Here is a 23,713-nt window from a genome sequence, read left to right on the forward strand (position 1 = left end):
GGCGCAGCCCGGCGCGGACACCACCGTCACTAGGAGCCTCAATGTCACGTCCGTCCCGTCTCGTCGCCGTGCTCGCCGCTGGCGCCGCGGCCATCCTCGCCCTGTCCGCCTGCACCGCCGGCGGCGGCGGGAATTCCCCCTCGGAGGGCGCCTCGGGTCCCGGCCCGGTCACCGAGGGCAAGCTCACGATCGCCACGGGCGAGCCCGCCTACGGCCCGTGGGTCATCGACAACGATCCCGAGAACGGGAAGGGCTTCGAGTCCGCCGTCGCCTACGCCGTCGCGGAGAAGATGGGGTACAAGAAGGAGGACGTGGTCTGGGTGCGCACCGACTTCAACGCGGCGATCGCCCCGGGACCGAAGGACTTCGACCTGAACATCCAGCAGTTCTCGGTCGATGAGAAGCGCAAGAAGGCCGTCGACTTCTCCTCGCCGTACTACGAGACCACGCAGGCCGTCGTCGCCGCAAAGGGCACGAAGGCGGCGAGCGCCAAGAGCATCGCAGACCTCAAGTCGGCCACGATCGGCGTCGCCTCCGGCACGACCTCGCTCACCGTCGCGGAGAAGGTCATGGCGCCCGAGAAGAAGCTGCAGGTGTTCAACAGCGTCGACGACGCGGTCGCGGCACTCAATAGCGGCACGATCGACGCCCTCGTCACCGACCTCCCCGGCGCGTTCTACGTGAGCAGCGCTCAGCTGGAGGACGGCGTCATCGTGGGCCAGCTCGAGTCGGACGCCGGTGGCGACGAGTTCGCCTTCGTCCTGCCGAAGGACTCGCAGCTCACGAAGAAGACGAGCGAGGCGGTCGATGCCCTCCGCGAGGACGGCACGCTCGACAAGCTCCAGAAGGAGTGGATCGCCGATCAGGGCGCTCCGGTCCTGAAGTAAGCCGCAGCGCAGCGTGAGTCGCACACCCGGAAGCGGGGCAGCGCCGTTCGAGCCGAGTGCCATCGAGCTCGAACGGCGCGCCTTCCGCCGCGCGCGCAAGGCGCGCTCGGTGCTCGTGAGCGTCGCGAGCACCCTCGTGTTCGCGGCGGTCCTCGTCCTCGTCCTCGTCAACAGCCCCGGCTGGGCGCGCGTGCGGGAGACGTTCTTCGACTGGGACGTCGCGATGGGGGCCTTCCCGCGCGTGATCGAGGGGCTCTGGCTGAACATCCAGGTGCTCGTGATCGCCGCGATCGGCGTCGCGATCCTCGGCACGCTGCTCGCGGTGGCGCGCACGCTGCGCGGGGCGGTGTTCACGCCGATCCGGCTCGCGGCCGCCGTCTACACCGACTTCTTCCGCGGCATCCCGGTGCTGCTCGTGCTCTACCTGGTCGGTTTCGGCGTGCCGGGTCTCGAGATCACCGGCCGCATGCCGCCCCAGTTCTGGGGCACGATCGCCCTGATCCTGTGCTATTCGGCGTACGTCGCCGAGGTGCTCCGGGCCGGCATCGAGGCCGTCCACCCGTCGCAGCGACTCGCGGCGCGTTCACTCGGCTTGAGCCACGGGAAGACGCTGCGTCTCGTCGTGCTCCCGCAGGCGGTGCGGAAGGTGACGCCGGCGCTCATGAACGATTTCGTGTCGATGCAGAAGGACGTCGGCCTCATCTCGGTCCTCGGCGCCGTCGATGCGATTCGCGCGGCCCAGATCGAGGTCGCCTCCAGCTACAACTTCACGCCCTACGTGCTCGCCGGCGTGCTCTTTGTGCTGCTGTCGCTGCCCTTCATCCGGCTCACCGACTGGATCACGGCGCGCGCCCAGAAACGCGAGCAGATCGGGGGATCCGTATGAACGAGTCAGGACCTGTCCTTGCGATCGAGGGCGTGCACAAGCGTTTCGGTGAGCACCCGGTGCTGCGGGGGATCGACCTTGACGTCGCCAAGCACGAGGTCGTCGTGCTCATCGGCGCCTCCGGCTCGGGCAAGTCGACGCTCCTGAAAACCGTCAACCTGCTCGAGCAGGTCGATGACGGCCGGATCCTGCTCGCAGGCGACGACATCACCGATCCGCGCGCAGACGCCGACGCCGTGCGCGCCAGGATCGGCGTCGTGTTCCAGCACTACAACCTGTTCCCGCATCTGAACGCCATCGACAACGTCACCCTCGCGGACCGCAAGGTGTTCGGCACGCCGCGCGCCGAGGCCGAGCGCAAGGGGCGGGCACTCCTCGAGCGGATCGGCCTCTCCGACAAGGCGGGGGAGTACCCCGACCGGCTCTCGGGCGGCCAGCAGCAGCGCGTGGCCATCGCGCGCGCGATCGCCACGGATCCGGAGCTCCTGCTGCTCGACGAGATCACGAGCGCCCTCGACCCGCAGCTCGTCGGCGAGGTCCTCGACCTCGTCCGCGAGCTGAAAGACGCGGGTTCCACGATCGTCATGGCCACCCACGAGATGTCGTTCGCGCGCGCGGTCGCCGATCGGGTCGTGTACCTGAAGGACGGCGTGATCATCGAGAGCGGCCCGCCCGAGCAGATCTTCGCGCATCCCGAGCGGGAGGAGACCCGGGAGTTCCTCAGGCGGCTCCACACGCCGTTCGGGTAGCCGCAACGGGCAGTTCACCCGTGTCCGGTGTGTTGGGGCATTCGGACCGGGTACCATAGACCCCTTATGTCGAATTCTGTCGAGGGGCCGTCCGAGCCCGTTACCGGTTCCATTCCGGTCCCCGAATACGGTCTCAGCACCGGCCCCGTTCCCGTCCCCGTCCCCGCCCCCGAGCCGCGGGAGCGGGTGTTCGGCGCGCGTGAACAGCTCGCCGTGTGGCTGCTCCTCGCGTCGGCCTTCGTCGTGATCCTCAACGAGACCGTCATGGGCGTCGCCCTGCCGAAGCTCATGGCCGACCTCGGCATCACCGCCGTGGCCGGGCAGTGGCTCACCACGGCATTCCTGCTCACCATGAGCGTCGTCATCCCGATCACGGGCCTCCTCATCCAGCGGATCAACACGCGTCCGCTGTTCATCGCGGCGATGAGTCTGTTCACGCTCGGCACCGCGATCGCGGCGTGCGCGCCGGGATTCGAACTCCTCCTCGTCGGCCGGATCGTGCAGGCGAGCGGCACCGCCATCATGATGCCGCTGCTCATGACGACGGTCGTCACCCTCGTTCCCGAGCATCAGCGCGGCCGGATCATGGGCCGGATCGCGATCGTCATGTCCGTCGCCCCCGCGCTCGGCCCGACCATTTCCGGGCTCGTGCTGCACTCGCTGAACTGGCGTTTCCTCTTCATTTTTGTGCTCCCGATCGCGGCGACCGCGCTGTTCATCGGCATGGCCCGCATGCCCAACGTCAGCGAGCCCCGGAAGATCAGAATCGACCTGCTCTCCGTGCTCCTTTCCGCGCTCGCGTTCGGCGGCCTCGTCTACGGGCTCAGCCTCATCGGCGACGTCGCTCACGGGGCCCCGCCCGTGCCGCCAGCGGCTCCCATCGGCGCCGGTGTCGTGGCGCTCGGCCTGTTCATCTGGCGCCAGATCGTGCTCCAGCGCGGCGATGGGGCGCTCCTCGATCTGCGCACCTTCCAGTCCCGGCCGTACGCGCTCTCGGTCGTCCTTTTCGTGTTCAGCTCGATGGCGCTGTTCGGATCCCTGATCCTGCTGCCGATCTACGCGCAGACGGTGCTCGGCCTCGACACGCTCGGCACCGGTCTGCTGCTCCTGCCCGGCGGCCTCCTCATGGGCCTGCTCGGGCCGTGGGTCGGACGCCTCGTGGACACGCGAGGCGCGCGCTTCGTGCTGATCCCCGGGACGATGGTGACGGCGCTCGCGCTGTGGGCCATGGGCCTGTTCACCGACACGACGACGCCCTGGCAGGTGCTCGGCACGCACGTGCTCCTTAGCATCGGCCTCGCGGGCGTCTTCACCCCGCTGTTCTCGGTGTCGCTCGGCTCGCTGCCGCCGCGGCTCGCATCGCACGGCAGCGCGATGATCTCGACGGTGCAGCAGGTCGCCGGCGCCGCGGGGACGGCCCTGTTCGTGACGGTGATGACCCTCGTCTCGGTGCAGGCGGCGGGAGGCGCCGCGCAGATCGATCCGCACGCGCTGTCGGCGGGAACGCGGGCCGCGTTCCTTCTCGGCGGCGCGACCGCGACGGTCGGCGTGCTCATCGCCTTCTTCGTGCGGGACGAGGCGCCGAAGGAATAGGCCGGCGGTTCACCCGAGCGCCGAAATCGAGCGTCTCACCGCCTCGGCGAGCTGCCGAACGGCCGCCGAGGGGCCTCCGGGGCCGGCCGGGGCCGCGAGCAGGAGTTCCCTGGCGAAGCGCGGGTCGTCGATGGGGCGCAGGACGACGCCCTCCGGCGGGTTGTTGCCCACGATGCTCGGGACCAGGGCGACCGCCATGCCCGCGGCGATGAGGCCGAGCACGACGGAGTAATCGTCGGTGCGGATCGCCACGTCAACCTTGTGGCCCTCCGTCTGAAAGAGGTCCCGGAGCAGGTCGTCGAGCGTGTCGCCCGGGGTCGAGCCGATCACCCAGCTCTCGTCGGACAGGGAGAGCAGGGCCTCGCGGTCGAAGGAGCGGAGCTTCGCGGCCGGGTGCGTTGCCGGTAGTGCGAGCAGCATCGGGTCAGTGAACAGGTGGGTCGTGTGGACCTCGGAGCGGAAGGGCAGCTGGTAGCCGCCCGCGGCGTAGACGAGCGCCGCGTCGAGCGTGTGCTGGTTGACTCGCGTGACGAGGGGCTGCAGCTCCTCGAGGGTGGCGTCGAGTTCGATGCCGAGTTCTGCGACGCGGCTCGAGATCCCGGGGAGCAGGCGGGCGGCCGCGGTGGGGAACGTCCCGAAGCGGAGGCGTATCCGCCCGAGCTGCGCGAGGTCGCGCACATCGGTGAGCGCGCGATCGGCGAGCGAGAGGATCTCCTCACCGCGTTCCAGCATGAGCGTTCCCGCCGTCGTGAGTTTCGATCCGCGCGTGCTCCGCGTGGTGAGGTCGGTCCCGACGAGTCGGTCGAGGTTGCGCAGGTGGTAGTCGACCGTGGGCTGGCTCCAGCCGAGTCGCGCAGCGGCGCGGGCGACGGATCCCTCCGCGGAGACGGCGCTGAGGGCCTGCAACTGTCGGAGATCGATCATCGTTGGTCCCTGCTTCCTCTGGAGCCGCGGGGGTGAATCGCCCGCATTGGCTCCAGACAGTATATGGTGCCATCGTGACGGTTCGGGGATTCCTTTCCCGGGATTCTCGCGCCATTCTGGCGACATGCTGCACCAGACCGACTCCACCCGTCCCCAGTCCGACACCGTATCGAACGGAAGCGGAGCACCGGCGCGCGATTCCCGCGCGGGGAAGCGCGAGGCGCGACCCGTCGCGCCGGAGCAGTGGACCGCACCCTACGCCGATGCGATCGCGGGTTTCGGCGATTCGAACCCGCACTCGCTCATGGTTCCCGGGCACGGAAACGACCCCGAGAACGGGGCGCAGCACATCGCCGAGCTGTTCGGGCCGATGATCGCGGAGCGGGACGTCCCGCTCATGCTCGAGGGCATCGACCTGGGAGAGGACACGCCGCTGCAGCAGTCCATGCGCCTCGCAGCCGACGCCTGGGGCGCCAAGCGCACCTGGTTCCTGACGAACGGGGCATCGCAGGCCAACCGCACGGCAGCGATTGCCGCGCGCGGGCTCGGGGAACGGGTGATGATCCAGCGGAGCATGCACTCGAGCTTCACCGACGGCGTGCTGCTCTCCGGGCTGATCCCGTCGTTCGTCGCCCCGAACGTCGATAGCGTGCACGGGATTGCCCACGGGCTCACGCCCGCCGCGCTCGAGGCCGCCCTCGAACGCGAAGCGGGCGCCGGCCGCGCGGTCTCCAGCATCTACGTCGTTTCGCCGAGCTACTTCGGCTCGACCGCCGACGTCGCCGGCCTCGCCGAGGTAGCCCACGCGCACGGTGCCGCGCTCATCGTGGACGGTGCGTGGGGCGCGCACTTCGGGTTCCATCCCGACCTTCCGGAGTCGCCGGTCCGGCTCGGCGCCGACCTCGTTGTGTCGAGCACCCACAAGCTCGCTGGCTCGCTCACGCAGTCCGCGATGCTGCACCTCGGACACGGCCCCTTCGCCGAGCGTCTCGAACCCCTCGTCGAGCGCGCCTTCTCCATGACCTCCTCGACGTCTGCGAGCGCCGTGCTCATGGCCTCGCTCGACGCGGCAAGGCGCGCGATCGCGACGGGGGCCGACCGGATCGAACTCGCGCTCGCGTCGGCTCGCGAGATTCGCGAGCGCGTCCGCCTGGATTCGCGCTACCGCGTGATCAGCGACGATTTCGGCGATTTTCCCGACATCGTCGAAACCGATGAGCTCCGCGTGCCGATCGACGTGTCCGGCACCGGGCAGAGCGGCCACTGGGTGCGCGGACAGATGCGCTGGGAGCACGGCATCTACCTTGAGATGTCCACCGCGACCAGCGTCGTGGCCGTGATCGGGGCGCTCCGCGACATCGATGTCGACCGGTTCATGGCGGCCCTATCCGCCGTCGCGGACTCCGCGGCCGAGCAGGCAGCGCAGGAGGCCGTCGAATTCCCTGAGCTTCCCGAACCGGGCGAGCTGCGGATGCTGCCGCGGGACGCGTACTTCGGCGAGAGCGAGACGGTTCCCGCGGCCGAGGCGGTCGGCCGCATCTCCGCCGACACGCTCGCGGCGTACCCGCCTGGAATTCCGAACCTGCTGCCGGGGGAGGTCGTCACCGAGGAGACGATTGCGTTCCTCGCGGCCGTCGCCGCGTCACCGACGGGATACGTCCGCGGGGCCGTCGACGAGCGCGTGAGCGCGATCCGCGTCGTGAAGGAGTAGCCGAGGAGCGGTCCGCGAAAACGACGAAGGGGAGGGACCGAAGTCCCTCCCCTTCACGCGTTTGGCGCTGCGGTTACTTCTTCTTCTCGAAGAGGTTGCCGATGAGCGTCGAGCCGATGAGCACGACCGCGAGGATGATCACGCCGGTGATCGAGATCGCCACCACGTCGACGGGCTGGCCCGCCGAGGAGAACATCGAGTGGGTGTCGTCGCCGCCGCCCGACGCGAACGCGGGCGTCGCGACGAAGAGCGAAACGGTCGCTGCGACGGCGGCAGCTGCGATGCGGGTGCGGAACTTCACGGTGTCTCCTCGCGTGGTCGAACGTGGCGCGGCGCGCCGATACCCCCATCCTAGCCCGGATCAGGGGCGGCGTGCGCTCACACCGCCGCGGCCGCCGTTTCGCGCAGGAGTCCTGGCTCGTCGACGCTCGACACGATCGCCCCGTCGACCACCGTCACGAGAGCGTCGAGAGCGCCCGAGTGCACGAGATCGTGCGTGACGAGCAGGGTGGCCGTGCCCTGCTCTCGCGTGAGCCGCGCGATCAGCCCCATGATCTCCGCGCCGCGCTCGCGGTCGAGCGCGCTCGTCGGTTCGTCAACGAGGAGGACGCCCGGCTCGTGCACGAGCGCCCGCGCGATCGCGACGCGCTGGCGCTGCCCACCCGAGAGCTGAGCGGGCCGCTTGCCCGCCTGCGCAGCGAGTCCGACGGCGTCGAGGAGCTCGTCAGCGCGTGCTCGGATCGCGCGGCGGGTTCGCGGACCGGTGTGCTCCCCGCCGAGCTCGGCCATGACGTGCAGCTGCTCGCGGGCCGTCAGCGAGGGCAGGAGGTTCGACTGCTGGAAGACGATGCCGATCCGCTCGCGGCGCAGCGCCGCCGCTTCGCGCTTACCGAGCTTCGCCGCGTCGGTGCCGTCGATCATGACCCGACCGGAGTCGGGTTTGATGAGGGTCGCCGCGACGGCGAGGAGGCTCGACTTCCCGGAGCCCGAGGGGCCCGTGATGCCGGTCACGACGCCGGCCGGCGCCGCGAGGGTGACGTCGTCGACCGCGGTGACGCGGCTATCGCCGTCGGGGAACGTGAGGGTGACGTTTTCGAGTGAGATCAACGGTGGCTCCCGAGTGCGGTGAGGGGGTCGGCCTTGGTGACGGAGCGGAGCGCGACAGCGGCGCCTCCCAGGCCGAGGATGGTCATGATCGCGGCTGGCGCGAGTGTGGTGAGCGGGCTCAGCAGGAAGGGCAGCGCCGTTCCCGCGAGCGATCCGAATCCGACGACGGCGAGGAGCCCGACGCCGATGCCCAGCAGCAGCACAACGAGCGCCTGGCCGAGCGAGTCCTTGACGAGTGACGACGTGGTCGCGCCGAGCGCCTTGAGAACGGCGACATCGCCGGCGCGCTGCATCGTCCACACGGTGAAGAACGCCCCGACGACGAGCGCCGAGATGCCGAAGAGCAGGGCGATCATGAGCCCGAGCGACCCGATTTCGGACTTGAACGCCTCGAGTGCGGTGAGGCTCCCGACGACGGTTGCTGCGCTCGTGTCGGTGTCGCTCGCGATCGTCGCCCAGTCGGCGTCTCCCGTCACGGCGAGCACGGTGGCCTCGCCGGTGCCTCCGACGCGCTTGTTCGCGTCCGACCAGGCCTTCGGCGTCATTGCGACGACGGGGGTGTGGCTGTACCAGGAGTCGCCGCCAACCGAGGCGACCGTGTAGTCGTTGCCGGTGATCGTGACGGTGTCTCCCGTTTTCGCCCGCAGGGCGGAGGCCGCGCCGCTGGAGAGCCCGATCTCGTCGTCGGCCGAGGGCGTCAGCCTCGTGAGCTCGGTCTCCTGCGCCGGGCTAGCTGGACTCGGCATGCCGAAGAGCGCGATGCCCTGCGTGCCCTCCGAGTCCGCGCTTTCGCCGCGGCTCTGCGTGATCCCGATCGGGAGGACCGAGTCGACGCCGGAGGCGTTCTCCCACGCGGCCGCCTGGTCCTCGGTGATCGTGGAGCTCGCGAACGACGGCTGTCCCGTCGCCGGCTTCGCGAGCACGAGCTGGTCGCCGGGAATCGCGAGCACCGAGGAGATGTTCTGCGAGGCGAGCCCGCCGGTGAGTCCCGACAGGAAGCCGACGAGCAGGGTGATGAGGGCGACGACCGCCCCGATGAGTAAGAATCGTCCGCGGGCGAACCGCAGATCCCTCCAAGCGACGAACACGTGAGACCTTTCCGGCGACGCCGTCTGCGACGCCATATCCAGGCTCCCGCGGCGCACGGTTTCCGGCATCGGGGCTTCGCACGGTTCCCGGGTGCACCATCCGGCGACGACCGCTCGAACTTTCGGTTGATGCGTGATCGGCGCCGCGGGAATACGCTGGGGGATTAATGGCACCTCATGCTGCGCTCGCCCCGATGTTCACCGTGCTCCGGATCGGCCTGCACGCGCTCTTCCTCGGGCTCGCGGCGTTTGCGGCGATCGCCTCGTTTTTGCGCGGCGGGCACGCCGGCGCCTGGGGAGGCGATCTCGCGATTCTGCTGATCGTCGTGTATCTCGCCGGGGCGATCGGCGCGCGGCGCATGCGCGCCCGCCAGGATCGCTCCGCGGGTTCGGCGGGTCTCGCGGGTGCGGCGGGGCTCGCGGGCTCGTCACGAGCCGCAGCCACGGCCGCTCCTGCTGCCCCGGGTGCGGCGGCTGCTGCGCCGGCCGCGGGACCGGGAATCCGCGGCGTGATCTGGGTGCTCACCCTCACGGCGCTGTGGGCGGGGCTCGTCTGGCTCGCCCCCGAGGGCGCATACATCGTGTTCCCGCTGTTCTTCCTCTTCCTGCATCTGATCCCCGGGCCGCTCGGCTATGTGGCGATCGTGCTGTCGACCGGGCTCGCGATCCTCGGCCTCGGCACCCATCTCGGCTTCGGATTCGGGGTGATCGTCGGGCCGCTGCTCGGAGCGGGGGTCGCGATCCTGATCGGCCTCGGCTATCGCGCGCTCGTTCGCGAGGCGCGCGAGCGTGAGGAACTGCTGAGCGAACTGCTCACGACCCGCGAGCGGCTGGCGGAAACCGAGCGGGAACGCGGGGCGATCGCCGAGCGGGCGCGCCTCGCGCGGGAGATCCACGACACCGTGGCCCAGGGACTCTCCAGCATCCAGATGCTCCTCCACGCGGCCGAGCGCGACGCAGGTCCGGCGGGCGCCGGGGTGCGGCACATCCGGCTCGCCCGCGAGACCGCGGCCGAGAGCCTCGCCGAGACCCGCGGCCTGATCAGGGAACTCGCGCCGCCCGCCCTGGACGAGGGGCTGCCGTCGGCCCTGCGCCGGCTGGCGGAAGAGCAGGAGCGTCGCACCGGGATCGAGTTCATCGTGGAGGCGCCCGACCGCACGGAGCTGCCGATGGACGTGCAGTCCGCGCTGCTGCGGATCGCTCAGGGGGCGGTGTCGAACGCGGTGCGGCACGCGTCGCCGAACCGGGTGCGGATTGCGCTCGCCGAAGCGGAGGGGCCGGGGGAAGCCGCCGCGGGAGCGGCTCGATCCGGCTCGGCCACGCTCACCGTCCAGGACGACGGCACGGGCTTCGATCCGCTGCGTGCCGCCGAGCACTCGGGCGCCGGCGAGTCCTTCGGGCTGCGCGCGATCGCCGAGCGCGTCGAACAGCTCGACGGGGTGCTCGATGTGCACTCGCACCCGGGGCGCGGTACGGAACTCGTGGTGCGGATCGGGGAGCACCGTCCCGCGCCGCTCACGGCAGAAGGGGAAGAACGATGATCAGGATCCTGCTCGCCGATGACCACCCGGTCGTTCGCGCCGGCATCCGCGCCCTCCTGGAGGGAGCGGAGGACCTCGAGGTGATCGGCGAGGCCGCCACCGCCGCGGATGCCGTGGCGCTCGCCGCGTCGCTGAACCCGGATGTGGTGCTCATGGACCTGCAGTTCGGGGCGAGTGCCTCGGATGTTGCGGCGACGGGCGCGGAGGCGACGCGGCGGATCCGGGCGGAGCTCCCCGCGCCGGCCGTGCTCGTGCTCACGAACTACGACACCGACGGGGACATCCTCGGCGCAGTCGAGGCCGGTGCGAGCGGCTACCTGCTGAAGGACTCGCCGCCGGCCGATCTCATCGCGGCCATTCGAGCCGCCGCCGCGGGGGAGAGCGCGCTCGCTCCGGCGATCGCCGGGCGGCTGCTCGCGCGGCTCAGGGCCCCGCAGCTCAGCCTGAGCGCGCGGGAGATCGAGGTGCTCGGTCTCGTCGCGGAGGGCGCGTCGAACTCGCGGATCGCCTCCGAGCTGTTCACCAGCGACGCGACCGTGAAGTCGCACCTCGTGCACATTTACGAGAAGCTCGGGGTCTCCTCGCGGACGGCAGCCGTGGCCTCGGCTCGCGAGGCCGGGGTGCTGCGCTGAGGTGAACTCAGGACGATTTTTCGGGGCGTCCTGCGCACAACGCTCATTGCAAGGTCATAGGGTAATGGGGTGACCGAATCCAGAACCCCGACCCGGATCGACGCTGTCGCCGAACACTGGGTCACCACCCTCGTCGCCCACGATCCCACGATCGGCACGTACATCGGCCGCGCGAACGCCGCGCTGCCCGATTTCTCGCCGGAGGGGGCTTTCGCGCTGTCCCACGCGACCCGCGAAACCCTGGTGAGCCTGCTCTCGACCTCGCCGGTCGATGAGGTCGATGCCGTCACGAGGGCCGACCTCGAATCGGTCCTGCGCCACGGGCTCGCGCTCTACGACGCGGGGGAGTACCGCCGCGACCTCAACGTCATCGAATCGCCTCCGCAGCGGATCCGCGACTCATTCGACCTGATGCCGACGTCGAACGACGAGGAGTGGGCGCTCGTCGCGGAGCGCCTGCGCGCGGTCCCGGACTCGCTCGCGGGCTATCGTCGCTCGCTCGCGGAGGGCGTCGAGCGTGGACAGACGCCCGCCATCCGGCAGATCGAGGAGGTCGTCGCGCAGCTCAGGCGCACCGCGGGGACCCCCAACGAACCGGGCTTCTTCGGGAAGCTCGCCGCCTCTGCCGATCCCGCTTCCGGCGCGAGTTCCTCGGTGGCGCTCGAGGTCGCCGCCGCGGCGGCAACCGCATCGAGCGCATACCGGGAGCTCGCAGAGTTCGTCGCGCGCGAGGTCGCCCCGCAGGGGGCCGCGAGCGACGCGTTCGGCCGCGAGCGCTACGAACTCGCCTCCGAGGGCTTCCTCGGCGCCCGCGTCGACCTCGACGAGACCTACGAGTGGGGCCTCGAGGAGCTCGCGCGCATGACGCACGAGCAGGAGCGGATCGCGGCGGAGATCGTCGGCGGGCCGCTGCGCTCGGGCATCGTCGAGGAGGCCATCGCGCGGCTCGACGCGGATCCTGCGCGCCGCATCCGCGGAACCGAGGCGTTCCGCGAGTGGATGCAGGCGAAGAGCGACCGGGCGGTCGAGGAGCTCGGCGTCACCCAGTTCGATATCCCGTCCGGCATCCGTCGCCTCGACTGCCGGATCGCCGCCACCCAGGAGGGCGGGGTCATGTACACGGGCCCGAGCGATGACCTCTCGCGGCCGGGAACGATGTGGTGGTCGGTCCCCGCCGGCGTCGAGGAGTTCTCGACCTGGCGCGAGCTCACGACGGTCTACCACGAGGGCGTTCCCGGCCATCACCTGCAGATCGGACAGGCCGCGGTGAATCGGGGCTCCCTCAACGAGTGGCGGCGCCAGCTCGCGGGAACCTCGGGGCACGCGGAGGGCTGGGCGCTCTACGCCGAACGCCTCATGGACGAGCTCGGCTATCTGAACGACCCGGCCGATCGCCTCGGCATGCTCGACGGGCAGCGCATGCGCGCGGCGCGCGTGGTGCTCGACATCGGCGTGCACCTCGGCAAGCGGCGACCCGACGGTCGCGTCTGGGACGGCGATTCCGCCTTCGAGTTCTTCGCGCAGCACGTGCACATCGACCCGCAGTCCCTGCGCTTCGAGGTGCTTCGCTACCTCGGCTGGGCCGGGCAGGCGCCCGCCTACAAGATCGGGCAGCGGATCTGGGAAAACCTTCGCTTCGAAGCCGCCGAGCGTGCCGAGTCCGAGGGGCGGGAGTTCTCCGTGCGCGACTTTCACCGCGACGCCCTCAGCCTCGGTGGCGTCCGACTCGACACGCTGCAGCGCGCCATGCGGGGCGAGTTCGCGTCGGGACGCGCGTGAGCCCCGACGATCCGTGCCCGTGCGGTCGCGGCGTCCGCTACGCGGAGTGCTGTGGACCGCTCCACGCCGGCGTGCAGGCGCCCACCGCTGAACGCCTGATGCGCTCACGATTCTCCGCGTTCTCCCTCGGCCTGGGCGACTACCTCTTCGCGAGCTGGGCTCGCGCGACCCGCCCGGATCGCGCGGAACTCGATCCGGATCCGGACACACGCTGGCTGCGGCTCTTCATCGAGGAGACCGAGGCCGGTGGTCCCTTCGATGAGAGCGGGATCGTCGTGTTCACCGCGATCGCTCGCGGGCCGGAGGGACGGATCGAACTCCGCGAGCGCAGCCGCTTCGTGCGGGAGGGAAACGATCGGCGTTGGGTCTATCTGGACGGTGAGATCGGCTGATCAGCGGCCCGCTAGGGTGGTGCTCATGGTCAATGTGGACAGCGCAGAACTCACCCATGATGTCGTGATCGTCGGAGGCGGGCACAACGCGCTCGTCGCGGCCGCCTATCTCGCGCGAGCCGGGCGATCGGTCGCGGTGCTCGAACGGCTCGATCACCTCGGGGGCGCGGCCGTCTCCGAGGAGCCGTGGGTGGGAGTCGAGGCTCGCCTGTCGCGCTATTCCTACCTCGTGAGTCTGCTGCCGCGGCGCATCATCGACGATCTCGGCCTGCGGATCGAGCTCGCCCGTCGCCGCTACTCGTCCTACACGCCCGACCCCGCTGATCCAGATCGCGGGATCCTCGTCGACAACGGCGATGCCGAGGCCACCGCGGCGTCGTTCGAGCGGGTGACGGGGGATCGGGCCGAGGCGGAGCGCTTCGCCGCCTTCTCCGAGCGGCTCGCCCCGGTCGCGCGGCAGCTGTTCCCGACCGTGACGGAGCCGCTTCGCCGCCGCTCCGAAGTGCGGGCGGAACTCGGCGACGACGAGCTCTGGGCCGACCTCTTCGAGCGCCCCCTCGGCGGCATGATCCGGGAGGCGCTGAGCACCGATATTGCGCGCGGCATCGCCCTCACCGACGGCCTGATCGGGACATTTGCCACGGCCGACGATCCGTCGCTGCGGCAGAACCGCTGCTTCCTCTACCACGTCATCGGGGGCGGCACCGGCGACTGGGACGTGCCAGTCGGCGGTATGGGACGCGTGAGCGGCGAACTCGAGCGCGCTGCGCGGGAGGCGGGGGCGGAGCTCGCGACGGGCGCCGAGGTGCTCGCGATCACCGAGGACGGGACGGTCCGATTCCGCTCGGCCGCGGGAGAGTCGGCGCTCCGCGGGCGGATCGTCATGTCGGGAGTGGGTCCGGCCGTGCTCGAGCGCCTCCTCGCTGCCGGGGGCGCCCCGCGCGCCTCGGTGTTCGAGGCGCCCGAGCGTCCCGAGGGAGCTCAAGTGAAGGTCAACATGCTGCTCACGCGCCTGCCGAAGCTGCGCGACGCGGACGTGGACCCGCGTGCCGCGTTCGCCGGGACGTTCCACATCAACGAGACGCTGACGCAGCTCGACGCTGCGCACGCGACCGCCGCCGCCGGCAAGCTGCCGGATCCGCTCCCCTCCGAGATCTACTGCCACTCGCTCACCGATCCGTCGATCCTGGGGGAGTCACTCCGGGCGGCGGGGGCGCAGACGCTCACGCTCTTCGGGCTGCACGTGCCGGATCGGCTCGTCGACGCCGCGAACAACGCCGAGCGCAGGGAGGAGCTGCTCGCCGCGGCGCAGGCCTCGCTGGATTCCGTGCTCGCGGAGCCGATCGCCGACTGCATCTTCCGGGCGCCCGACGGTTCCCCGTGCGTCGAGGCGCGGACCACGCGGGATCTCGAGGAATCGCTCGGCATGGTGGGCGGGGACATCTTCCACGGCGCGCTCTCGTGGCCGTTCGCGGAGGACGACGAGGCGCTCGATACCCCCGCTGCCCGGTGGGGCGTGGCGACCGAGCTGCCGTCGCTCCTCGTCTGCGGCTCGGGGGCGCGGCGCGGGGGCGCCGTGAGCGGGATCGGCGGGCACAACGCCGCGCAGGCGGCGCTGGAGATGCTCTCCGAAGCGTGAGCGCGGATGCCCGGGCCGCGAACGGGCCGGCCCGGGCGTCACCGCTCAGACGGTCCGTGCGCCCTGAACCCAGGCCTCGACCGCGTCCGCGGAGCGGGGGATGCCCGCCGAGAGATTGACGCAGCCGTCCTCGGTCACGACGACGTCATCCTCGATGCGGACGCCGATGCCGCGGTACTCCGCGGGCACCGTCAGGTCGTCGGAGTGGAAGTAGAGGCCCGGCTCGATCGTGAACACCATGCCCGGCTCGATAACGCCGTCCATGTACATCTCGCGGCGAGCCTGCGCGCAGTCGTGCACGTCGAGGCCGAGGTGGTGGCTCGTGCCGTGCACCATGTAGCGGCGGTAGTACGCCGTGCCGTCCTCTTCGGGGAGGAAGCCCCACTCGCGGGTGCGGCGCTCGATGACCTTCATCGCCTCGGCGTGCACGTCGCGGAAGCGGATGCCCGGCCGGACGATCGCGAACGCGGCGTCAGCTGCCTCGAGGACGGCCTCGTAGACGCGGCGCTGCACCTCGGAGAACGTTCCCGAGACGGGAACGGTGCGGGTGATGTCGGCCGTGTACAGGCTGTCGAGCTCGACGCCGGCGTCGAGGAGAAGCAGGTCGCCCTCGAGCACCGGACCGTCGTTGCGGATCCAGTGCAGCGTGCAGGCGTGCGGGCCGGACGCTGCGATCGTCTCGTAGCCGACGGTGTTGCCGTCGAGGCGGGCGCGCTGGTTGAACACGCCCTCCACGATCCGCTCGCCGCGGGCGTGCGCGCTGGCGGCGGGAAGCGCGCCGAGCACGTCGGCGAACCCGGCCGCGGTGGCGTCGACGGCGGCCTGCATCTCGGCGAGCTCGAACTCGTCCTTCACGAGGCGGAGCTCGGACGCGGCGCAGGAGAGCTCATCATCGGCGAGCGTGCGGTCGGCATCGCCAGCCGCGAACTCGTCGATGTGGGCCGTGCGGACGCCGAGCGCCTGCGCCACCTGGCCGAGCGAGGGGCGCGCACCGATCCAGAACTCCCCGATCTCGGGGTTCGCGTAGAACTCGTCGCTGTCGCGGCCCGCGCGCTCGCGGAAGTACAGGGTGGCCTGGTGGCCGTCCTCGACGGGATCGAGCACGAGCACGGCGCCTGGCTCGCTCTCCGAGCCCCAGCCGGTGAGGTGCGCGAAGGCGCTGTGCGCGCGGTACTGATAGAAGGTGTCGTTGGAGCGCTGCTTCATGGGGCCGGCCTCGATGACCAGGCGCTCTCCGGGGAACAGCGCGGACAGGGCTTCGCGGCGGCGCGCGGCGAACGGCGCCGCCGGAATGAGCGCGGGCGTCTCGGCCTCGCGCTCGGCCCAGTTCGACGAGATGTAGTCGACGAAGACGTCCGTCTTCGGGGTGGTGTTGCGATTGCTGTTATCGATCTCCACCTCGTGGGTGGCCTGCTGCGCGGTCTCGGTCATGCTTCCATCCTGCCACTCACCGCTGACACGGAGGGACGGAGGTGCCCGGCGACGCCCCGCGGGCGGTCAGGATTCTCGGTTAGCGTCGGAGCACCGGGCACGACCGGTCGCCCGGCTCGTTTGAGAGAAAGGGCTGTTCAATGGCAACGTACGAGGTATCCGATCGCTCCGCCATCGTCACGGGAGCGGGATCCGGGATCGGCCGGGCCGTCGCGCTGCTCCTCGCCGAGAACGGTGCGAGCGTCGTCGTCCAGGACCTCAAGGCGGAGGCAGCCGAGGCCGTCGTCGAGGAGATCCGGGCCGCCGGCGGAACCGCGACGTCCGTCGTGGGCGACGCGGGAGACACGGCCGTGGTGGAGGAGACCATCCGGGCCGCAGAAGCACTCGGCCCGCTGAAGATCGGCGTGAACAACGCCGGCATCGGCGGCCCGGTGGCGCCGACGGGGGAGTACAGCGACGAGGGCTGGGAGAAAGTTGTCGGCATCAACCTGAGCGCCGTGTTCAAGGGCACGCGCGCCCAGGTCAACGCCATGTCGCAGCACGGCGGCGGGGCGATCGTCAACCTCGCCTCGATCCTCGGCAGCGTCGGAACGCCGGGCTCCCCGGCCTACGTCGCTACGAAGCACGCCGTCGTCGGCCTCACCAAGACCGCCGCCCTCGAGTACGCGACCCAGGGCGTGCGGGTGAACTCGGTGGGGCCCGGATACATCGACACGCCGCTGCTCGCCGCGCTCGACGACGCCGGACGCGCCGCCCTGGTCGCAAAGCACCCGATAGGGCGGCTGGGCACGGCGGAAGAGGTCGCCCAGCTCGTCGCGTTCCTCGCGAGCGACGCCGCCTCGTTCGTCACCGGCAGCTATCACCTGGTCGACGGCGGCTACACCGCGCAGTAGCCCGTTGGGCGGCCCGGCGAGTGCCACAGCCCGGGCCGCGCGCCGGGACTCCCGCTCGGCCGTGCATATGATGAGGGGATGACCGAGTCCGCGCCCTCAGGTGGATACGACCTGCACACTCACTCGTCGCGCTCCGATGGCACGACGATGCCGGCCGAGATCGCCCTCGAAGCCGCGGCGATCGGCCTCGAGGGGTTCGCCCTGACGGATCACGACACGATGGACGGCTGGGACGAGGCGCGCGAGGCGGCCGCGGCTGCTGGCATCGACTTCCTGCCCGGCATCGAGATCACCACGAAGTTCAGGGGCCGCTCCCGCCACTTGCTCGGGTACGGGTTCCGCGTCGCCGATCCTGAGCTCGGGGCCGCGCTCACCGAGGTGCGCGAATCGCGGATCGAGCGCGCGAGAGAGATGGTCAGGCGCGTGGCGCGGGACTTCGCGATCACCTGGGAGGACGTCATCGGCGACGACGACGAGCGCACGATCGGCCGCCCCCACATCGCCGACGCGCTCGTGGCTGCCGGGTACGTCAGCGACCGCTCCGCGGCCTTCGCCCAGGTGTTGTACCCGGGATCCCCGTACTACCTCGGTACGCACGCGATCGAGACCGACGAAGCCATCAGGCTCCTGAACCGCGCGGGAGGGGCGGCGGTACTGGCGCATCCCGCAGCTGAGCGTCAGCGCGAGCCGGTCAGCGTCGCCGACCTCTCCTCCCTCGCGAAGGCCGGGCTGCGCGGCGTCGAGCTGGAGCACCCCGAGCACCGCGCCGACTGGGTGCCCCCGCTGCGGGCCGCGGCTGCCGAGCTGGGCCTGCTCGCAACGGGGTCGAGCGACTACCACGGGGCGGGCAAGCCGAACCGCCTGGGGGCGTGCCGCACGACGGCGGAGACGGTGGCGCGGCTGCGCGAGGGGCTCGCTCAACCGCGCTGAACCCCGCGAGAACGCCGAGGGCCCTCCAGGAGCTTCCCTGGAGGGCCCTCGGCGCGATTCGACTATTCGGCGGAGACTGCTTCGCTCGCGCCGGACTCGGGGCTCGCGGCTCCCTGCGTCTCGCCGCCGGCCACACCACGACCGCCGCGGCGGCGACGGCGCCTGCGGCGGGGTGCGTCCTCGCCGGACGGCTTCTCCGAGGCCAGGGGAGCGCCGGGCTCGCCGCCGCCCTCCGCGTCGTGTCCGTGCTGCTCGTGCCCGTGCGATTCGTGACGGCCGCGACCCTGCGGGTTCGCGCTGCGGGTGCGGCGACGGGTGCGCGTGCGCCCCTCGCCGGAGTCGCCGGACCCGGATCCCTCGCCGCTTCCGCGGCCCGAACGGCCGCGTCCCCGATCGCCGCCCTGGCCCGTGCGCTCCTTCACCGGGGTCGCCTTCAGGCGGCCCTTCGATCCCTCGGGGATGTTGAGGTCGCTGAACAGGTGCGGAGACGAGGAGTAGGTCTCAATCGGCTCGGGGATCCCGAACTCGAGCGCGCGGTCGATGAGCGCCCACTTGTGCAGATCGTCCCAGTCGACAAACGTGACCGCAATGCCGGTGCGGCCGGCGCGGCCGGTGCGCCCGACGCGGTGGAGATAGGTCTTCTCGTCGTCGGGAACCGTGTGGTTGATCACGTGGGTGACGTCGTCGACGTCGATCCCGCGCGCGGCGACATCGGTCGCGATCAGGATGTCCTTCTTGCCCGCCTTGAACGCGGACATGGCGCGCTCGCGCTGGTCCTGGTTCAGGTCGCCGTGCACGGACGCCGCGTTGAAGCCGCGATCGTTGAGCTCCTCCTGGAGCTTCGCTGCTGCGCGCTTGGTGCGCATGAAGATGACGGTCTTGCCTCGGCCCTCGGCCTGCAGGATCCGGCCAATGACCTCGTCCTTGTCGAGGGAGTGGGCGCGGTAGATGATGTGCTCGATGTTCGCCTGAGCGACGCCCTCATCGGGGTCGGTCGCGCGGATGTGGATCGGGTTCGACATGAAGCGGCGCGCGAGGGTGACGATCGTGCCGGGCATCGTGGCCGAGAACAGCATCGTGTGGCGCGAGGGCGGCGTGAGCGAGAACAGCTTCTCGATGTCGGCGAGGAAGCCCAGGTCGAGCATCTTGTCCGCCTCGTCGAGCACCATCTCGCGGACGTTGCCGAGGTTCAGGAGACGCTGGTTCGCGAGGTCGAGGAGGCGGCCGGGCGTGCCGACGACGATCTGCGCACCGGCCTTGAGCTGCTCGATCTGGCCCTCGTACGCTTTGCCGCCGTAAATCGGGACGACCGTGGCCGCGCGCCCCTCGGAGGCCAGCTCGAGGTCCTCGTACACCTGCACGCAGAGCTCGCGGGTCGGAACGACGACGAGCGCCTGCACGCCGTCGCCCGGCTCGCTGCCGATGCGCTGCAGCAGCGGCAGCCCGAAGCCGAAGGTCTTGCCGGTTCCCGTTTTCGCCTGGCCGATGATGTCCTGGCCCGAGATGGCGAGGGGGATCGTCTGCTCCTGGATCGGGAAGGCCTCGATGATGCCTCGCTTCGCGAGTTCGTCGACCATGTCCTGGTCAACGCCGAGTTCCTGGAAAGTCGTCACGTGCGTCTCTCTTCGTGGGTGCGGTGCCGCGCCGATCTCACCCGAGGCGCAGCGGCCGGCGCTCCGATGGCGCCGACGATGAATACGTACGCGGCCCAGTCTATTCCAGGAGGCGTCTCCCGCGGCGCTAAGCTGGCAGGGTGTTCGAGTGGATCCAGAGCCTCAGGGGCAAATCGAAAGCCCCCGCGCGCAAGCTACGCTCCCGCGGCGACGTCGGAGACACCGAGCGGGTCGAGCTCGCGGAGTTCGCTCCCGGCATGCTCCCGTTTCTCGGTCTGACGGCCTACCTCCAGCTCGAGCTCTACGAGGCCGCCACCCGCGCCGTCTCCGGCGCAGCGACGCTGCAGGCGAAGGACGTGCTCGCCCGCGTTGCCGGGCAGACGCTCGAGAAGCATCAGCGACTCACCGCTGAGCTCCGGGCGCGCGGCGTCGAACCGCACACCGTCATGGCGCCGTTCTCCTCGGTGATCGAGGACTACGTCGAGCGCATCGACACGACGGACTGGCACCAGCATCTGCTGTCTCTCTACCTGGTCGGCGGCCTGTTCGACGATTTCTTCGCGAGTCTTGCCGGCGGGCTCAAGGACAGCTTCCGCGCCGAGGCGATCTCGATCCTGCAGCGGGAAACCGGTCGGGCCGAGCTCAAGGCCCTGCTCGAGGCCGAGCTCGAGAGCGACGAGAAGCTCGGGAGCTGGCTCGCGCTGTGGGGGCGCAGGCTCGTCGGCGACACGCTTCTCGTCTCCCGCGCGGTCCTGAACCTCAGTGAGCACCGCGCGTTCGACGAGAGCGAGGTCGAGCCCGTCTTCACCGAGCTCATCGCGGACCACATCAGGCGAATGGACGCCCTCGGGCTGACGGCCTGATCATCGATCCGGATCCAGAATGTCCCTCCCGCACTGCGACTACTTCGAGGCGGGGCGCTGCCGCTCCTGCGCCCTGATCGAAACCCCCTACGCTGAGCAGCTGCGCGCGAAAGAGGCCAGGTGCAGGGAGCTGCTTCCGGAGCTGGGCCCAGGTCGGTGGCTGCCGAGCGTCGAAGGCGGGGACCGGGACTTCCGCAACAAGGCCAAGCTCGTCGTCGGGGGAGGCGCGGGAGCGGTCACCCTCGGGATCCTCGGCCCTGACGGCTCGGGCGTCGATCTGCGGGACTGCCTCATCCAGTCGCCCGGCCTGCGGGCGGCGATCCCGCGCCTCGCGACCTTCCTCGATGCCACCGGACTCCCACCGTATGACGTCCCGGCCCGGCGGGGTGAGCTGAAGTTCGCGCACCTCACCGAGGCGCCCTCGGGCGAGCTCATGGTGCGCTTCGTCTCGCGTACGCAGGAGGGGCTCGACCGCCTGCGCGCGCGGCTCCCGGAGCTGCTGCGCGCCCTGCCGGAGGCGCGAGTCGTCTCCGTGAACCTGCTGCCCGAGCATCGGGCGGTGCTCGAGGGCGAACGAGAAGAGGTGCTGCACGGCACCTCGCTCGACATGCAGCTCGGCGGGATCGACCTGCACCTGCGGCCGCGGAGCTTCTTCCAGACCAACACCGCCGTTGCCCGCGAGCTCTACGCGCAGGCCGCCGACTGGGTGGCTCGACGCAATCCCCGGTCGCTGTGGGATCTCTATTGCGGGGTCGGTGGGTTCGCGCTGCACCTCGCGGAGCCCTCCGAGCAGCGGCGCGACGGAGCAGGACAGGGACCCGGATCCGGATCCGAGCCGGCCACTGCGCCCGCACGCCGCGTGCTCGGTGTCGAGATTTCGGAGGAGGCCGTCCGATCTGCGCGGCGCAGCGCGGCCGATGCCGGGCTCGCGGCAGCGTTCCTGGCCGAGGACGCCACGGCCTTCGCGCTCGCATCGGCGCGCGAGGACCGGCCGGAGGCGATCATCGTCAACCCTCCGCGGCGCGGGATCGGCGCGGAACTCGCCGACTGGATCGAGGACTCCGGGGTTGACCTCGTCGTCTACTCCAGCTGCAATCCGGAGAGCCTGGCGAAGGATCTCACCCGCATGCCGGCCTACGAGATCGCCGAGGCCCGCGTGTTCGACATGTTCCCGCACACGAATCACCTCGAGGTGATGGTGCTGCTCACCCGAGGATCGGGATCGGATGGGATGATGGGCACGTGAATATCGTCCTCGGAGTGACCGGCGGCATCGCCGCGTACAAGGCCGTCCTGCTCGCCCGGCTTCTCGTGGAGGAGGGGCACGACGTGCACGTCGTCCCCACCGAGGACGCGCTCCGCTTCGTCGGAAAGCCCACCTGGGAGGCGATCAGCCGGCACCCCGTGACGACCTCGGTGCACGAGGACGTCCCCGAGGTGCGCCACGTGGCGCTCGGGCAGCGCGCCGACCTCGTCGTCGTCGCTCCGGCGACCGCGAACACGCTCGCGCGCATGGCGGCGGGGATCGCGGACGACCTGCTCGGAACGACGCTCCTCGCGACCCGCGCACCGGTGCTCGTCGCCCCGGCGATGCACACGGAAATGTGGCAGCACCCGGCGACGCAGGACAACGTCGCGATCCTGCGCTCCCGCGGCGTGTCCTTCCAGGGGCCCGAGAGCGGGCGGCTCACCGGCGACGACAGCGGTCCAGGGCGCATGAGCGAGCCGGAGGCCATCGCCGCGCGCATCGCCGAGCTGCTCGGCTCCGCCGGTGCCGCGGCCCCCGATGACGATGAGTCCGATCACGAGGCCGCCCTCGCGAGCGCCGTCGACCTGAGCGCGCGCGCCGGCTCCTCCGCATCGCCAGCCCCGGGAGTGGGCGATGCTCCGGCGGAAGACCCGTTCACCGAAGCATTCGACGCCGTTCCCGAGGACGACGCCACGCGGGCGGTCCCGGTGCCGCCCGCGAGCGGAGACCTCTCCGGCCTGCGGATCCTCGTGACCGCGGGAGGAACCAGGGAGCCGATCGACCCCGTTCGATACATCGGAAACCGCTCGAGCGGCAAGCAGGGAGTCGCCGTTGCGCTCGCCGCGGCGGACCGCGGGGCGAAAGTGGTGCTGCTCTCGGCGAATATCGACGAGTCGGTGCTCGCAGAAGCGCGTCGCAGGGAGGGCATCCGGATCGTGCCCGTCTCGACGACCGCTGAGCTCGAGCGCGCCGCGATCGCGGCGGCCACTGGCGCCGAGGTGATCGTGATGGCCGCCGCCGTCGCCGATTACCGGGTCGCGGAGGTGTCCGAGGCGAAGATCCGCAAGGAGGACGGCGGCGCACCGACGATCTCTCTCGTCGAGAACCCCGACATTCTCGTCGGCCTCGTCGACGAGCGCCGCCCCGGCCAGGTCATCGTCGGCTTCGCGGCCGAGACCGTCGAGAGCGAGGAGGAACTCCTCGAGCGCGGCAGACGGAAGCTCGCTCGCAAGGGGGTCGACCTGCTGGCGGTCAACGCCGTCGGGTGGGGCGAGGGCTTCGAGACCGAGGAGAACGCACTCGTCGTGCTCGACGGCGACGGCCAGGTCGCAGCACGCGCGGCCGGATCGAAGCGCGAGACCGCCGAACGGCTGCTCGACACGGTGCTGCAGGATCTGCACGCGATCTGAGCGATCCGGCGCCGCTGCCGGTGCCGGTGCACGAGCGCGTGAAACGCCGATGGCGGGCGAGGACCGTGGTCCCGCCCGCCATCGGCGTTTCGTGTTCGTCGCCAGCGGCGACTAGCTGATGAAGCCGACCTTCCGCTCGGTCTCTCCGCCGATCTCCACATAGGAGATCGAATCCGTGCTGATCAGGAAGGTGCGACCCTTCGCGTCGGTGAGGGTCACGACCGGCGCGGCCTTCGTCAGCGCGTCGTCGACGAACGCGCGGAGCTCCTCCGCGGCCTCGTTCGATTCGAATGCGAGCTCGCGGGGCGAGTGCTTGATGCCGATGCGTACTTCCACGGGTGCCTCCTCCGATGACGCGGCGGATGCCGCGGTCTGCATACGATCGAGTCTAGGGGCG

At 70.7% G+C, this 23,713-nt stretch carries 22 protein-coding genes; 15 read left to right on the plus strand and 7 right to left on the minus strand.

All coding sequences use genetic code 11. From position 1 onward, the window contains the following. Positions 1-41 precede the first annotated feature (41 nt). From JD292_RS02650 to JD292_RS02665, 4 genes are all read left to right on the plus strand, one after another. Entirely contained in the window at positions 42-887 is an 846-nt protein-coding gene (locus JD292_RS02650) for an ABC transporter substrate-binding protein (RefSeq protein WP_200131181.1), read from the plus strand. A 13-nt stretch (positions 888-900) separates the two neighbouring features. Next, positions 901-1,773 (plus strand): amino acid ABC transporter permease, encoded by an 873-nt coding sequence (locus tag JD292_RS02655; RefSeq protein ID WP_200131182.1) that lies wholly within the window; start codon positions 901-903, stop codon positions 1,771-1,773. Next, complete coding sequence (locus tag JD292_RS02660) at positions 1,770-2,522, plus strand: amino acid ABC transporter ATP-binding protein (protein WP_200131183.1); 753 nt, start codon at positions 1,770-1,772, stop codon at positions 2,520-2,522. Before JD292_RS02655 ends, JD292_RS02660 begins: the two co-directional genes overlap by 4 nt. 66 nt (positions 2,523-2,588) lie before the next feature. Then, on the plus strand, positions 2,589-4,115 hold the full coding sequence (locus JD292_RS02665) for a DHA2 family efflux MFS transporter permease subunit (protein WP_200131184.1): 1,527 nt from the start codon (positions 2,589-2,591) through the stop codon (positions 4,113-4,115). Between the two features lie 9 nt (positions 4,116-4,124). Here the strand turns inward: JD292_RS02665 and JD292_RS02670 are convergent, their stop codons facing one another. Then, positions 4,125-5,039: a LysR family transcriptional regulator gene (locus JD292_RS02670; RefSeq protein WP_200131185.1), complete on the minus strand. Its 915-nt coding sequence runs from the start codon at positions 5,037-5,039 to the stop codon at positions 4,125-4,127. Positions 5,040-5,163: 124 nt separating this feature from the next. On the opposite strand from JD292_RS02670, the gene JD292_RS02675 reads away from it, so the two are divergent. Next, a complete protein-coding gene (locus JD292_RS02675; protein WP_200131186.1) occupies positions 5,164-6,750 on the plus strand; it encodes an aminotransferase class I/II-fold pyridoxal phosphate-dependent enzyme in 1,587 nt (528 codons plus the stop codon). 73 nt (positions 6,751-6,823) lie between these two features. On the opposite strand, the gene JD292_RS02680 is transcribed toward JD292_RS02675, so the two are convergent. From JD292_RS02680 to JD292_RS02690, 3 genes are all read right to left on the minus strand, one after another. Next, positions 6,824-7,051: a hypothetical protein gene (locus tag JD292_RS02680; protein ID WP_200131187.1), complete on the minus strand. Its 228-nt coding sequence runs from the start codon at positions 7,049-7,051 to the stop codon at positions 6,824-6,826. A gap of 77 nt (positions 7,052-7,128) precedes the next feature. After that, the gene (locus JD292_RS02685) at positions 7,129-7,857 is read right to left on the minus strand and encodes an ABC transporter ATP-binding protein (protein WP_200131188.1); all 729 of its coding nucleotides are present in this window, start codon (positions 7,855-7,857) and stop codon (positions 7,129-7,131) included. After that, the gene (locus tag JD292_RS02690) at positions 7,854-8,945 is read right to left on the minus strand and encodes an ABC transporter permease (RefSeq protein WP_200131543.1); all 1,092 of its coding nucleotides are present in this window, start codon (positions 8,943-8,945) and stop codon (positions 7,854-7,856) included. The genes JD292_RS02685 and JD292_RS02690 overlap by 4 nt, the downstream gene beginning before the upstream one ends. A 167-nt stretch (positions 8,946-9,112) precedes the next feature. Here JD292_RS02690 and JD292_RS02695 point away from each other — a divergent pair, with 167 nt between their 5' ends. The 5 genes from JD292_RS02695 (at position 9,113) to JD292_RS02715 (ending at position 14,928) form a co-directional block, all read left to right on the plus strand. After that, on the plus strand, positions 9,113-10,486 hold the full coding sequence (locus JD292_RS02695; RefSeq protein WP_200131189.1) for a sensor histidine kinase: 1,374 nt from the start codon (positions 9,113-9,115) through the stop codon (positions 10,484-10,486). Then, positions 10,483-11,118: a response regulator gene (locus JD292_RS02700; RefSeq protein ID WP_200131190.1), complete on the plus strand. Its 636-nt coding sequence runs from the start codon at positions 10,483-10,485 to the stop codon at positions 11,116-11,118. Before JD292_RS02695 ends, JD292_RS02700 begins: the two co-directional genes overlap by 4 nt. A gap of 69 nt (positions 11,119-11,187) precedes the next feature. Further along, positions 11,188-12,897, plus strand: coding sequence for a DUF885 domain-containing protein (locus JD292_RS02705; protein ID WP_200131191.1), 1,710 nt, complete (start codon positions 11,188-11,190; stop codon positions 12,895-12,897). Then, the gene (locus JD292_RS02710) at positions 12,894-13,289 is read left to right on the plus strand and encodes a YchJ family protein (RefSeq protein WP_200131192.1); all 396 of its coding nucleotides are present in this window, start codon (positions 12,894-12,896) and stop codon (positions 13,287-13,289) included. Before JD292_RS02705 ends, JD292_RS02710 begins: the two co-directional genes overlap by 4 nt. A 25-nt stretch (positions 13,290-13,314) precedes the next feature. After that, positions 13,315-14,928, plus strand: coding sequence for a phytoene desaturase family protein (locus JD292_RS02715; protein ID WP_200131193.1), 1,614 nt, complete (start codon positions 13,315-13,317; stop codon positions 14,926-14,928). A gap of 45 nt (positions 14,929-14,973) precedes the next feature. On the opposite strand, the gene JD292_RS02720 is transcribed toward JD292_RS02715, so the two are convergent. Then, on the minus strand, positions 14,974-16,359 hold the full coding sequence (locus tag JD292_RS02720) for an aminopeptidase P family protein (RefSeq protein ID WP_200131194.1): 1,386 nt from the start codon (positions 16,357-16,359) through the stop codon (positions 14,974-14,976). A 140-nt stretch (positions 16,360-16,499) separates the two neighbouring features. On the opposite strand from JD292_RS02720, the gene JD292_RS02725 reads away from it, so the two are divergent. Both JD292_RS02725 and JD292_RS02730 read left to right on the plus strand, forming a co-directional pair. Next, entirely contained in the window at positions 16,500-17,252 is a 753-nt protein-coding gene (locus JD292_RS02725; protein ID WP_200131195.1) for an SDR family NAD(P)-dependent oxidoreductase, read from the plus strand. Positions 17,253-17,330: 78 nt separating this feature from the next. Further along, complete coding sequence (locus JD292_RS02730) at positions 17,331-18,182, plus strand: PHP domain-containing protein (protein WP_200131196.1); 852 nt, start codon at positions 17,331-17,333, stop codon at positions 18,180-18,182. 62 nt (positions 18,183-18,244) lie between these two features. On the opposite strand, the gene JD292_RS02735 is transcribed toward JD292_RS02730, so the two are convergent. Further along, positions 18,245-19,795 carry a DEAD/DEAH box helicase gene (locus tag JD292_RS02735; protein WP_439649258.1) on the minus strand — a complete coding sequence of 517 codons (1,551 nt, stop codon included), beginning with the start codon at positions 19,793-19,795 and terminating at the stop codon, positions 18,245-18,247. A 140-nt stretch (positions 19,796-19,935) separates the two neighbouring features. On the opposite strand from JD292_RS02735, the gene JD292_RS02740 reads away from it, so the two are divergent. Genes JD292_RS02740 through JD292_RS02750 form a run of 3 tightly spaced genes read left to right on the plus strand, consistent with a single transcriptional unit; the run spans position 19,936 to position 23,316 of the window. Continuing rightward, positions 19,936-20,658: a ferritin-like fold-containing protein gene (locus JD292_RS02740; RefSeq protein WP_200131197.1), complete on the plus strand. Its 723-nt coding sequence runs from the start codon at positions 19,936-19,938 to the stop codon at positions 20,656-20,658. A gap of 19 nt (positions 20,659-20,677) precedes the next feature. Beyond that, positions 20,678-21,904 (plus strand): methyltransferase domain-containing protein, encoded by a 1,227-nt coding sequence (locus tag JD292_RS02745; RefSeq protein WP_200131198.1) that lies wholly within the window; start codon positions 20,678-20,680, stop codon positions 21,902-21,904. Beyond that, entirely contained in the window at positions 21,901-23,316 is a 1,416-nt protein-coding gene (locus JD292_RS02750; protein WP_200131199.1) for a bifunctional phosphopantothenoylcysteine decarboxylase/phosphopantothenate synthase, read from the plus strand. Before JD292_RS02745 ends, JD292_RS02750 begins: the two co-directional genes overlap by 4 nt. 111 nt (positions 23,317-23,427) lie before the next feature. Here the strand turns inward: JD292_RS02750 and JD292_RS02755 are convergent, their stop codons facing one another. After that, entirely contained in the window at positions 23,428-23,652 is a 225-nt protein-coding gene (locus tag JD292_RS02755; protein ID WP_200131200.1) for a DUF3107 domain-containing protein, read from the minus strand. Between the last annotated feature and the right edge of the window lie 61 nt (positions 23,653-23,713).

The organism is Leucobacter edaphi (assembly GCF_016522535.1).
In the GTDB taxonomy this organism is placed as follows: Bacteria; Actinomycetota; Actinomycetes; order Actinomycetales; family Microbacteriaceae; genus Leucobacter; species Leucobacter edaphi.